At 59.2% G+C, this 12,051-nt stretch carries 14 protein-coding genes and 1 tRNA gene; 6 read left to right on the forward strand and 9 right to left on the reverse strand.

Going from position 1 to position 12,051, the window contains the following annotated elements; all coding sequences use genetic code 11:
* Together FJ404_17860 and FJ404_17865 are read right to left on the reverse strand one after the other, a co-directional pair.
* Positions 1-335 (reverse strand): DUF4338 domain-containing protein (locus FJ404_17860; protein ID MBM3824721.1); only part of this gene is annotated, 335 nt, incomplete at its 3' end.
* Between the two features lie 19 nt (positions 336-354).
* Positions 355-699 (reverse strand): hypothetical protein, encoded by a 345-nt coding sequence (locus FJ404_17865; protein ID MBM3824722.1) that lies wholly within the window; start codon positions 697-699, stop codon positions 355-357.
* Between the two features lie 161 nt (positions 700-860).
* Here FJ404_17865 and FJ404_17870 point away from each other — a divergent pair, with 161 nt between their 5' ends.
* Positions 861-1,232 (forward strand): type II secretion system protein, encoded by a 372-nt coding sequence (locus FJ404_17870; GenBank protein MBM3824723.1) that lies wholly within the window; start codon positions 861-863, stop codon positions 1,230-1,232.
* Positions 1,233-1,329: 97 nt separating this feature from the next.
* Positions 1,330-2,157: a sugar phosphate isomerase/epimerase gene (locus FJ404_17875; protein ID MBM3824724.1), complete on the forward strand. Its 828-nt coding sequence runs from the start codon at positions 1,330-1,332 to the stop codon at positions 2,155-2,157.
* A 14-nt stretch (positions 2,158-2,171) separates the two neighbouring features.
* On the opposite strand, the gene FJ404_17880 is transcribed toward FJ404_17875, so the two are convergent.
* A tRNA-Val gene (locus FJ404_17880) sits at positions 2,172-2,246 on the reverse strand.
* Positions 2,247-2,300: 54 nt separating this feature from the next.
* Here FJ404_17880 and FJ404_17885 point away from each other — a divergent pair.
* From FJ404_17885 to FJ404_17895, 3 genes are all read left to right on the forward strand, one after another.
* On the forward strand, positions 2,301-4,124 hold the full coding sequence (locus tag FJ404_17885; GenBank protein MBM3824725.1) for an ABC transporter ATP-binding protein: 1,824 nt from the start codon (positions 2,301-2,303) through the stop codon (positions 4,122-4,124).
* Between the two features lie 512 nt (positions 4,125-4,636).
* The gene (locus tag FJ404_17890; GenBank protein MBM3824726.1) at positions 4,637-5,020 is read left to right on the forward strand and encodes a hypothetical protein; all 384 of its coding nucleotides are present in this window, start codon (positions 4,637-4,639) and stop codon (positions 5,018-5,020) included.
* A 24-nt stretch (positions 5,021-5,044) separates the two neighbouring features.
* A complete protein-coding gene (locus tag FJ404_17895; protein ID MBM3824727.1) occupies positions 5,045-5,821 on the forward strand; it encodes a hypothetical protein in 777 nt (258 codons plus the stop codon).
* A 110-nt stretch (positions 5,822-5,931) separates the two neighbouring features.
* Here FJ404_17895 and FJ404_17900 read toward each other — a convergent pair whose 3' ends face one another.
* The 6 genes from FJ404_17900 to FJ404_17925 form a co-directional block, all read right to left on the reverse strand.
* A complete protein-coding gene (locus FJ404_17900) occupies positions 5,932-6,699 on the reverse strand; it encodes a response regulator transcription factor (GenBank protein MBM3824728.1) in 768 nt (255 codons plus the stop codon).
* Positions 6,629-6,880, reverse strand: a complete 252-nt coding sequence (locus tag FJ404_17905) for a hypothetical protein (protein MBM3824729.1) — start codon at positions 6,878-6,880, stop codon at positions 6,629-6,631. The genes FJ404_17900 and FJ404_17905 overlap by 71 nt, the downstream gene beginning before the upstream one ends.
* 173 nt (positions 6,881-7,053) lie before the next feature.
* Positions 7,054-7,434 (reverse strand): PAS domain-containing protein, encoded by a 381-nt coding sequence (locus tag FJ404_17910; GenBank protein MBM3824730.1) that lies wholly within the window; start codon positions 7,432-7,434, stop codon positions 7,054-7,056.
* Positions 7,334-8,557 (reverse strand): hypothetical protein, encoded by a 1,224-nt coding sequence (locus FJ404_17915; protein MBM3824731.1) that lies wholly within the window; start codon positions 8,555-8,557, stop codon positions 7,334-7,336. Before FJ404_17915 ends, FJ404_17910 begins: the two co-directional genes overlap by 101 nt.
* Before the next feature lie 203 nt (positions 8,558-8,760).
* Positions 8,761-10,467: a hypothetical protein gene (locus FJ404_17920; GenBank protein MBM3824732.1), complete on the reverse strand. Its 1,707-nt coding sequence runs from the start codon at positions 10,465-10,467 to the stop codon at positions 8,761-8,763.
* A 9-nt stretch (positions 10,468-10,476) separates the two neighbouring features.
* Positions 10,477-11,256, reverse strand: coding sequence for a DUF1501 domain-containing protein (locus FJ404_17925; protein ID MBM3824733.1), 780 nt, complete (start codon positions 11,254-11,256; stop codon positions 10,477-10,479).
* Here FJ404_17925 and FJ404_17930 point away from each other — a divergent pair.
* The coding region (locus FJ404_17930; GenBank protein ID MBM3824734.1) for an IS4 family transposase at positions 11,107-12,051 on the forward strand (945 nt) is incomplete at its 3' end. The genes FJ404_17925 and FJ404_17930 overlap by 150 nt on opposite strands.

The following is a 12,051-nucleotide window of genomic DNA, read 5'->3' on the forward strand; positions in this document are numbered from 1 at the left end:
TGGTCGTCGAAGCGCGCCAGCAGGAGATAGACCGCCAGTCCCAACCCCAGCTTGCTTTGCGGCAGCAGCCGCGGGGGCAAGGGGGCCACCAGGACTCCGCCGCAACCACAACGACAGGCATACTTGGCCCGCCAGTCGGGGGCGATCCGCCGAGCCACACGTCCCAGGATGTGGCTGGCCAAGTGACGCACGTTCACCGCCGGCAAAATCAAGAAGCGGTGATTGTTGGCGACCCAACTTAACCGCGCCTGCCGCTGGTCCGGGGTCCATCCTATCCAAAGGTCGCGTGCGGCACACTTCCAGGCCGCCGCCCCAAACACCAGCACCGCCAGCAACCGATCCGCGTCGTCGAGGTCAGCGCGGCAAGCATGGCGTGCGCAAGCTCTCCACCAGACCCTTCGCCCACTTCCAGTCTGTTCCCCGAGCCAGTCGCACCGTGATACCGTCGGGCAATCCCACTTCCGCGATCCAGGCTCCAGGCGTGACCGTCGTCGCCCACTGCACTTCCTGAAACATCGGCACCGGATCCGCCGCACCGGCTTTGTCCAACCCGTAAACCCAGTAGTGGAGCTGCCCAGCGCTCATCCCGTGCCGCTTGGCAAACGCCTTCAAACTCATCCCGCTGCCTCGATACTCCCTCACCCACCGCGCACGCTCCGCGCCGCCGCTCGCCGAAACTCCACCAGGATCGCTCTTCATGCCCTCACCATAACCCATCCCCAGTCCCTCCGAACAGATGCGCCCCGCTTACCGCTTACATTGAAAGTGAACACGCCGTCTTAATCATAACCAGGTGATTTGCCTTGTTCACACCGCCTCACGAAAGCAACAACAAAGTCAGTCGATAAAAAGGCAAGTCTATGCAAATCAAAACCTCCTCCAAGTCGGGCTTCACGCTCGTTGAAATCATGATCGTCGTGGCGATCATTGGCCTCCTCGCGGCGATCGCCATTCCCAACTTCGTGAAAGCTCGCGAAACAGCGCAGTTGAACTCGATCATCAACAATCTGCGCATCATTGAAGGCGCCAAAGACCAGTACGCCCTGGAAAACAAGAAGGGCACCGGCGACACCACCGACCTCTCCGCCATCAGCGCCTACCTGAAAGGCGGCACCGTCAACCCCGTGGTCAATGAAACCTACACCACGGACAAAGTTGGGACCGCAACCTCCGCCAAGGCGAGCGTCGATCTCGGCACCTACAAGGCCGGAACGGCGATTACCGCCCCGTAATTCGAGCCTTCTCCCAAGCATCTTCATACTCAAGCCCGGGCGTTTCGCCCGGGCTTTTTCTTTGCCTCCATCAAAGCCTCCGTCATGATCACCGAAAATGAGACTCAACCGATTCGCCATTTGCAACGAGATCTTCCAAGGATGGAAGCTCGAGGACTCGATTCCCTTCGCGGCGCAGTGCGGATATGATGCGGTGGAAATTGCCCCCTTCACGCTTGCGCCCAAGGTCACGGACATCCCCGCGACCCAGCGATCCGCGATCGTCGAACTCGCCAAGAGAAACAACATCGCCATTTCGGGGATCCACTGGGTGTTGGCTCAAACCACCGGACTGCACCTGAACCACCCCGACCAGGAGGTGAGGAGGCGCACTTCCGACTATTTAGGCCATCTGGTGGATTTCTGCGCCGATTTGGGAGGAAAATTCATCGTGTTAGGCTCGCCCAAGCAACGCCAAGTTTTGGAAGGTGTCTCGCCGCGGCATGCTTGGGACTGGGCAAGCCAGACTTTCGGGGAAGCGGTCAAGAAGGCGGAAGAACGCGAGGTGACGCTCTGCCTCGAACCCCTCGCCCCATCCGAAACCAACTTCATCAACACAGCGGCGGAGTCCATCCAATTCATCAAACAATTCCATTCGCCTCGCGCCAAGATCATCCTGGATGTCAAAGCGATGAGTTCGGAATCCACATCGATTCCCCAAATCATCGCGAACTCCTGGCCTCATTTCGCCTACTTCCATGCCAACGATCCCAACCTCAAAGGACCCGGATTTGGCAAAACCGATTTTCACCCGATTGCCCGTGCATTGCACACGGTGGGATACCAGGGCTATGTGTCCGTGGAGGTCTTCGATTTTAGCGAAGGCCCCGAAGCCATTGCGAAGCGAAGCCTCGAATACTTGAGAAAAACTTTCGATGGGGAATGACTCGCCGGCAGGAATGGTGCGCGCTGCAGGGTTCGAACCTGCGACCCCTTCCGTGTGAAGGAAGTGCTCTACCACTGAGCTAAGCGCGCGGCGACCGTCGAAACTATCCACGAACCCCCTGTTTTCAAGCCATTTCTCGAACGATGTCCAGGCAAAGCGCTCTCCACGGCCCACAGCACGACCCAAGCTTCCAAGCCAAGGCGAGGTCCACTTCCGAAATCATGCGAAGGGTCGCTCACTACCTCAGGCCGTACCCTGGGATGGCCATCGGCACGGTGGCGTGCGCGGTCCTTTCCCTGGGATGTGGCTTTGCCTACCCCAAGCTCACGCAATTTATCATCGACGACGTGATCCGGGCTCAACGTCCCGAGTGGCTCGGCAGCGCGATCGCCGCCCTCCTGGCCGCGTTCCTCCTCAGAGAGGTTTTCAACAGCCTCCGCATTCGCATCAACAACGTCTTCGAACAGAACGTCATCTTCGACATGCGGCGCGACGTCTATGCCCGATTACAGCGCCTGCCCGTGTCTTATTTCGACCAACGCGCCTCCGGCGATCTCATGACCCGGGTCATCGAGGATGTCAATTCCCTCGAAAGAGTTCTGATCGACGGAACGGAACAGGGCACCGTCGCCCTGCTCAGCATCCTGGGAGCCCTCGCGTTGATGTTTTCCACCCAGGCCGCCCTGGCCTGGCTCGCCATGGTCCCCGTTCCATTCCTCATCGCCGGGGCCGCCTGGTACACCACCACAGCGCATCAACGCTATCGAGCCCAGCGGCAAGCGTCGTCCGCCATGAACGCCTTGCTCATGGACAATCTCCAAGGCGTGCGCCAAATCAAAACCTTCGGACGACAGATCCATGAGGACTCCCGGTTTGCAAGCCGGGCCGACGATCTGCGACGCGGCACCTTGGAAGTCATGCTGGCTTGGGCGAAATACTCGCCCGCCATGGCGTTCATGACATCCCTCGGCACCGGCCTCGTTCTCTGGCAAGGCGGCCGCTTGGTCATCCGGGGAACGCTCGGCGTGGGTGAACTGGTGGGCTTCGTGTTACTGCTCGCGTTCTTTTACGAACCCATCGGGCGCTTGCATGGACTCAACCAGATGTTGCAAGCCGCCCGTGCCGCGGGCGAACGGGTCTTCGACATCCTGGACGCAGAGAAGGAACGAAAAGATCGCACCGGTGTCCTGCCGAATCCTGTCCGTGGTCATGTTCGCTACGAGAACGTCCATTTCGCCTACGCCGAGGACAAGAAGGTCCTGCACGGTGTATCCTTGGAAGCCCGGCCGGGCGAGATGGTAGCCCTGGTGGGGCCCACCGGCGCCGGGAAATCGACACTGGTCAACCTGCTGCCCGCCTTCTACGAAATCACCGCCGGCTCGATCTCCATCGATGGGTACTCCATCGACCAACTCTCCCTTGAATCGTTGCGTTCGCACATCGCGGTGGTCACACAGGAACCCTTCCTTTTCAACGGAACCATTCGAGAAAACATCCTCTACGGACGACTGGATGCGACGGAGGAGGAAATGCGGGCCGCGGCTCGGTCCGCGCACGTCGAACCCTTCGTTTCCAAACTCTCCGAAGGTTACGAAACGCGTGTCGGGGAGCGTGGGGTAAAACTCAGCGTGGGCGAAAAGCAACGCGTCAGCATCGCACGAGCGCTGCTGAAGAACGCCCCCATTCTGATTTTGGACGAAGCCACGGCCAGCGTGGATACCGCGACCGAAAAACTGATCCAGGAAGCGCTGGCCCGGCTGCTCCGAGGCCGCACCAGTTTTGTCATCGCCCACCGGCTCAGCACCATCCGCGAGGCCGATCATATCCTCGTCCTCAAACAGGGCCGCATCGTTGAACAAGGTACCCACCCGCAACTCGTCGAAGCCGGAGGGCTCTACGCACGTCTGGCTCAAGTCCAGCACGCCACTTTTATTGAGGAAGGTTTCGTCAAGATCGAGAACTCCTAAACCGAATCTTTCGCTCTCGACTGGGTTGGGAAACGTTCCCCATCGAGTTTCAACCTCCCGACTAACTTGATGCTCGAAATAGTCGGGAGGTTCATCCCGTCCCAACCGACGAAACGCAACTCAAACTCGCCCCGCCAGGAATCCCAACGGGATTCCGTCCCGAAGCCCAAGGTTGCGAGGAACGAGCTACCTTGGGTCACGGTTCGCCCATGGAAACCAACCCCAACGGGGTTGTGACGAAATCCTATTTCCGATTGGCGAAGTAAATTCAGCATCAAGTGAGTCGGTAGAATGAAAGGGTTCGTCTTTGGAAGGAACCCAACAGAATCCATTCGTGAGGCAGGACGGCGGGAGCGGGCCCCACATCCAGCCGAAGACGATCGGCAAATCGTCAAAACGCGCGGGGTAGGCATGCCCCAATCCCCAGCACCTTACCCCCGTTCCGCGGGGATTCGCCCTCTCTTTGGAGCATTAAGCGTCAAATTGGTGCCGTTCTGGGCAAAAAATGGGGCATGTTCGGCCTCCATGAAATTCGCCGCCTCCTCCATCAACCCACAGGACTCCCCATCCGCATTCATCCCCCCCGTCACGGCGGAATCCTTCCCGGTTTCCAGTCATCCATCTTTTGCCTCGCCGGAGTGGTTCTGTTGGGAATCGGGTCCACCAGTGCGCTCGCCCAAGGATGCGTGGCGACGCGAGGAGCCGGCTTGTGCTCTATCCACGGCGCCAGCCACAGCTCTATTCCCGACCATGGCGACTGGGAGGCCACCCTCGGTTATCGCTGGCTTCATTCCGATCGGCATTTTGTAGGCGATCGCGAGCAGCCTCAACGGCAAGACCTGGGCACGGAAGTCATCAACGATTCCCATTTCTTCGATCTCTCGTTGCGGTATTAAATCAACACCCGGTTCAGCACCTCTTTGCTGCTTCCTTTCGTTTACTCGGACCGATCTTCGCTCTACGAACACGACCGGCTCAATCGACACCACACTCAGGCCGGGGGCATCGGGGACGCCCGCCTCTCGGCCTACGCCTGGATCTGGGATCCTGCCACGAAACCCAATGGAAACCTTCAAGTCGGCCTGGGTTTCAAAGTGCCCACCGGAGATTACAAAGCCACGGACACTTTCATCAGCGCAACGGGTCCGGTGACGGGATATGTCGATCAATCGATCCAGCCCGGCGATGGAGGCTGGGGCTTCACCTTGGAACTGAATGGCTGGAGGAAGCTTTTCGACAAAACCTTCGCCTACGCGCAGGGCTTTTATCTGTTCAATCCTCAGGATGAGAACGGCGCCCCCACCACCACGGGGGCTTTCTCTCGGGGGAATCCGTACGAACAAATCACGTCCATCCCGGATCAGTACATGTTGCGCGCGGGTCTGAGTTATGTGCTGCTGCCCAGTTGGGGGCTTCAGCTCAGCCTGGGCGGCCGGGTCGAAGGCGTTCCCGTGGAAGACGTCATCGGCGACAACACCGGATTCCGGCGGCCCGGATTTTCCGTCGGGATCGAGCCGGGCATCAGCCTCATGAAGAACAAGTGGACGGTGAGCCTGACGGCTCCGGTGGCTCTGTACCGCAACCGCGAACGCAGCATCGCCGACCAGCGATGGTCGGCAGACTCAGGCACCTACCGCCATGGAGACGCCGCCTTCGCCGACTATGTCATCACCTTCACGGTGGCGAGAGAGTTCTAGCCAGGCCGAAGCAGCTGAATTGCCATTCTAAGCCAAAGAACTCCGCCGGGCCGGGGTGTGGAACGGAGAGTCACTCCAGCATCAAGTGAGTCGGGATGTCCGAATCACGGTCATCGGAGGGGAGTGGAATAGCGCTCCAACGCCGATGTGTTTTGAACGTAGAAAGCAGCGGCCTGCGACCGGCGGCTCATCCCAAGCTTGTCCAAAATGTTGCTGAAATAATTCTTGATGGTCTTGTCGCTCAGGCCCATGGCAGTCGCGATTTCCTTGTTGGTCTTGCCTTCCGCGACCAAGGCGATGACACGCCGCTCCTGCGCGGAGAGCGAGGACAGCTTGTTGTTCTCCTGGGACCCATCTCCAGATTTGATCCGCCCCAGCACAAGATGGGTCACATTAGGATCGAGCACGGAACCCCCGGCAGCCACGTTCTTGATCGATTTCACCAACCCTTCCCCATCCACTTCCTTTAACAAGTAGCCCGAAGCTCCCGACGCGATCGCCTTCATTACCGTCTCGCTGTCGGCATACGACGACAAAACCATGACGCGGACGGACGGATGTTCTTTGAGCATCTGCCGACAACCATCAAACCCGGATCCTCCCGGAAGACGAATATCGAGCAGCACCACTTGAGGCAAATGCTCGGAGACTGCCGCCACCGCGTCTTTGACATTGCCCGCCTCGGCGACCACGGCGATGCCGGGGTCGCGAGTGATCAAAGTACGGATGCCGACCCGGACGACTTCGTGGTCATCGACCAGAAGCACGCGAATGGGAGATGCGGAAGCGGGAGGATGAGTGGGGGGATTACCGGAGTTCATGAGAGTGTTGTGTCGGTATGCTGAAAACGATGGAAGTGCCCTGACCGGGCGCGGCATTCACTTCGAAGGTGGCAGACAACTCTTGTGCGCGCGACGCGATGTTGCGCAAACCGTGCCCTTGCGACGGGAGGCCCGAAACCTGAAATCCGCATCCGTCATCCCGGACCTCGAACAGCAGCCGGGCTGACTCTAGACCGAGCCCCGTCGCGTAAATGGATTGAATGATGTTGTCGTGCAGATCCCGAGCGAGCCGCCCTTACTGTTCCAAAGCCGAGCGCAGCAATTGCTCACTGGCATGGAGAGCGGACTCCACGCGCTTGGCTTCAGTGACATCCTCGAGGCGGCATTCCAACTGCCGCGGCAGATTCGTTTCCTTGGCCGGAAGGCTGGTCAATCGCACGGAAGTCTGAATCAGTCTTCCGTCGGAGGTGACGCACTCGAGTTCGACAGATGCAGGTCCAGGAAAGGGTTGCTGGGGCTGGAGGACTTCGCGCAACCGATCCCAATGACATGGGGAGACAAGCCGGAAAAACTGAGGCTCCCAAGGTCGTGGTCTCCCAATCCAAGCATCGCACGGGCGGAGGGATTCGCGAAAACAACCAGCCCCATGGGGTCCACCCTCAAGAAGGCATCCGGCGAATTCTGAATGTAGTCTTCAATCGATCGACTGGCTCCGGAGCGAGTCTCGAGCTCAGTCACCGGGATCCGAGCGCGGCCCAAACCTCGTGCAAACGCCAAGGCGGCCACCCCCCCCGAGCAGCAAACCCACAGAACCCGCAGCCGCCCAGCCAAACGACGGAGGGGAAAACAAACTGGTCCGGCGAATCACCTTCACGTCGTTCCGAGACCGGGCCAGGATCCGCAAGTCCCCACCACTCCGATCATCCGAATCGTCCGTCTCGACCAACCCGCGGACTTGCACCCGGGAACCGGTTTCGATTTCCAGACGGTCGTTCTCATTCAAGGGCTTTGGCAATTGCACCCGAATCAACCGATTCGTCCATTGGAGCAGCAACCAAGGAAATGACGCCTCGTCGGCATAGGAGGCCAGGACCACTCCCTCTATTCGAGCGAGAGCCCCGTCGAAATGCCCGGAATAGGCCCGGATGGGATCGAGCACGGTGTCGGTGGGCGGCTGGCCGGATTCGAGGACGTGAATCGAAACCGGGGTCAGGATGTCGCTGAATCGCGCTGCACGCACCGAGCCGCGTACCTCGACGGCGGCGCCTTCCGTGACCTGATTCGTTTCAAGCGGCTCCACGCGGCGCACGGTGGCATCCCCCTTCACGATCATCAGCTCACCCGGCCATACCCAAACCGCCTTTCCTCGGAGAAGTTCCGTCGGATCCGCATGCGCGGGTGAAACGAATCCCGGGCTTGCCGGCGGAATCGACTCGATGAAAGCCGAGCCGGGGATATAAACATGAAAAACTTGGGTCTTGTGACTCGAATCAAACATGGCGCCCACAACCCCCCGGATCCGAACCAGGCTGTTCGTGGCAAGCGTTGGAAAACCGCCTCCCGTCTTGATCAGCATGGCCAGAAACGGATGTGAACCGTGCGCCATGTCCAGAATAACCATCCCCGGCACCTCCCGGGACGACAGAATCTGTCCTTCCATCTGAACCCATTGGGAATCCTCCGCGCCGCTGTGCAGCCGCGATACCGCAATGCGCTTAGCCACCGGGAATCCTTCGCCAGGCAGCTTCGTCACCGTTTCCGAAAGCACAATCGGGGTGAATCTTCCCGGACCGGCGGCTCCTTGGATCCGCACACGCTGTCCTGGACGAAGATCCAAATCGACTCCCGGATGATAAACGTAGATGCCGGCCGTGTGATCTTGAACAAAGAACAGAAACGAACCTCGCTTGCGAACAAGCTCTATCTCGCCATGAACGGACATTTCTAATTCCAAGCTTAATCCATTTCGTCAGATCCCAATATCAGAATTCCGTCAGCGCGGGCTTCCGTCAACTTCGCAACAACTCCGGCTTCGGTCGAAACCGAACTCGCCCCTACCCCATAGGGCCTTTCAGCCCTGGAACCCCTCCACCTGTCATCAAATCCCGGCGACAATGAATCCATCGGATTCGAGGTCCAAAACTCAAGTCCTGAAGTTCATTCTGATTTCGCTTTCACCGTGGAATTCCTCGAAAAAAAGACCCATCCGTCGAGCATCGGAGGGGGATGGCGCATGAGAGGAAATCGCTCCCTCAAGGCAGGCAACGTGGAGGCATAGGTGGTGCGTGAAGTTCCATCAAGGACGCCCTTGACGCGAGCCACGGTAAGGCGTTCACCCTTGGGTTCCGAACGGGGCCGCAATTTGAACACTCCCTCGTTCGAAGTGCCCGGGATGGTCAGCGACTGCCCTTCCACACCCTCCATCGGTGGTTCAAACAGGAGTGAAACCGGGCCCGCAAAGCCCTCTCTGACGAGTTTGATTTTGATCGCAATTTCCTCGCCTGCTTTCAACCCATAAGTGTTGGTGCCCAGTTCGAGGGAAACGGACGAATCCAAGAGCTCAGCCTCTATCAGATAAAGAAAGGACGGGGAACCTCGCCGTGTGAGTTCCTCGACACGAAGCACCGCCTCGGTTTCGGATGCAAAGGTATGGGTGAGTGAAGCCTCATCACGCGACGCATGGGCCGCTTGCGGCGCCTTCTGGCCCGGGCCGGCTTCCAAACTCATAAACAAATCGCACGGAGATCCCACGGACCGCGTTCGAGACTTGAACCGCCATTTCTCGCCCGCGGCAGCCCGGAACGCGAATCGATCCACGTCGCCCGGCTTCCGGAGGCGGCCCGCCAACCAGCGCGTGGCTTTCCAGTTCACGACTTGGGGAGGATGCTCGTTGGGCTCATGCTCCAGGATCGGCGCGGCGTCAATCCGAGGAATCGAGAGCAACGCCCGGCCGGAGCGATCAACAATTTCAAGCGCGGAGAACGAGGCGGAACCCAAACCCGGAAGCTCTTTCTGAACCACCTGGACGGCCTTAACCGGAACGTCTCCCACAGCCCATACCTCATAGTCATGCCCCGCAGCGGCAAAAGCCGCTGGTGGATAGAGGGCGGTCACGAGCGGAAATCTTCCCACTCTCATCCGAAAGAAAAAAGAGGGTCCTCCACCAAAACTCGCATCCCGAACATGGATAAAATATCGGCCCGTCCGCGGCGCCTTCAGAGTGCCGCCAGCGTCGGCTTCCCATGAGGGCACATCATCCACGTCCAGCAGGACCTTGCCTTGCGCGTCCTCAACCCGGAGCCAGGGATCCATCTCGGAACCCAGCCTCCGCGCGATGATTTCAATCGAAACTTCCTCACCTTTTCGGACATCCAATGCAAAAACCAGAGAGCTCCCATCCCTCGCCACCCCATCCACCGCGCACGGCCAAGTCAAAACCGGAGGACTGGCCGACGAATCCCAGGGCCGGGTTGGAAGATCATCCAAGTACACGAGCCGGATGGGAGCGGCTCCGGTGTCATCGCTCCAGCGAATGGCATGGACCGCACCTGCGGGAAGGGTGGCGTCGGGAGTCAACACGCCACGCCGCACGGAAGGCTTCACCGACGCGTCCTCCTGCCAAACCCAATGCGAGGGAAATGAACGCCACAAGGAGGGACTCGACCCGCTTTTCTCGGAAGACAGCGTGGCGGATTCGCCGGGCCGGAAAGCGATGGGGAATGGAGGCGCGGTGATGGAAGATTGCCGGGGCTGAGCCAGGCAGAGGAATCCCGCCAACCCAAAATCCCCAACCAATCCCGCGAACAATAACACCCGCCACACACGTTCGAATGGCTGGCGGAGCTGAAGGAATGTTGGAAGCACGGATTCCGGTTAAGAGTAAATCGCGCTCAAAGGCCGGCCTTCGGCAATGAGCACCGGACGATTCACCGTGTTAAAAACCTCGGTATGCGGGTCGATGCCCAGCAAATCATAGAAGGTCGCCGCCAGGTCTTCGAGGCGGACAGGATCCTTGGCCGGATAGGCGCCCGATTTGTCGGACTCGCCATAAACGAACCCGCGCTTCACCCCGCCCCCGGCAAGCAGCACGGTGAAACACTGCGGCCAATGATCGCGACTGGCATTCTCGTTGATTTTGGGGGTTCGACCAAATTCCCCCATCCACACGACGAGGGTGGATTCGAGCAACCCTCGCTCATCGAGGTCGGTCAGCAGCGTCGGCAGGGTTTGTTCCGTGATCGGCAAGTGGTATTGCTCGATGATCGGGTACATGCGGGTGTTGTTGAACCCGTGCGTGTCCCATCCGCCGGAACTGGTGCTTTGGCCCCCGATGTTGTTCGAAAAATAGACCGTCACCATCTTGGCGCCGCCTTCCACCAAGCGGCGGGCCAGTAAACAACCCTGGCCGTACGTGGTGCGGCCGTATCGATCCCGGGTCGCCTCGTTTTCTTCACTCAGATTCACAGTCATCCCACAGCCGAAGCGAGAAAATGAAGGGTAGAGTTGACGCTTGAATTCTGCCACGAGGCAGAAGTGAAAAAGAAAAGCATCAACCCAACCACGAGCAAGTTCACAGTTCTTCATCAGGTTTGCAATCATATCCCGTCGCACGCGGTCAGCGAGGCGGCTCGGGAACAGGGTTCGGAGGATCATTCGCGAACGTTCAGCCACTGGAGCCACTTGGTCAGCCTGATCCATGGCAAGCTTACGCATGCCTTCGGGTTGAATGACATTTGCGATACGCTGCAAGTGCAGAGTGGCCCCCTCTCGACCATCCGGGGCGCGACGCCCCCGAGCCGGAACACGCTCTCACACGCCAACCGGGTCCGGCCCGCCGCCATCGCCGAGACGGTGTTCTGGAAAACGCTTGAACACTTGAGACAGCGGTCCCCGCGATTTGGAAGGCGAACGTTCCCAGGCAAGCTTGGAAAGTTGAAGCGGTCAATACATCTGATGGATTCGACGGTGATTGAACTGGTGGCGCAGTGCATGCCCTGGGCGCAGCACCGCCGGCGGAAGGCGGCGGCCAAGTGTCATGTCCGGCTCAATTTCGAAACGCTGTTGCCGTCGTTTATCTTGGTGGATGCAGCCCGGGAACACGACAGCAAGAGGGCCAGAGAGCTCACGGCAGGCCTGAAATCAGGGGAGATTGTGGTGATGGACCGAGGTTACGTGGATCTGGATCACTTCAAGGACTTGGACGAGCGGGAGGTGGTTTGGGTGACGCGGATCAAGGAGGGGATGAAGTGCGAGGTGATGGAGGAACGGGAAATCAAGGCGGGATCCAAGGTGTTGGAGGACCACTGGGTGAAGCTGAGCAACGGGGAGATGGCGCGGAGGATCAAGGCGCTGGTGGTGGTGGACGGGACGGAAAGGGAAATGACCTTCCTAACGAATCAGATGGAATGGAGTGCGGCGACGGTAGTGGAGCTGTATCGATGCCGGTGG

Source organism: Verrucomicrobiota bacterium, assembly GCA_016871495.1.
Classification (GTDB): domain Bacteria; phylum Verrucomicrobiota; class Verrucomicrobiia; order Limisphaerales; family VHDF01; genus VHDF01.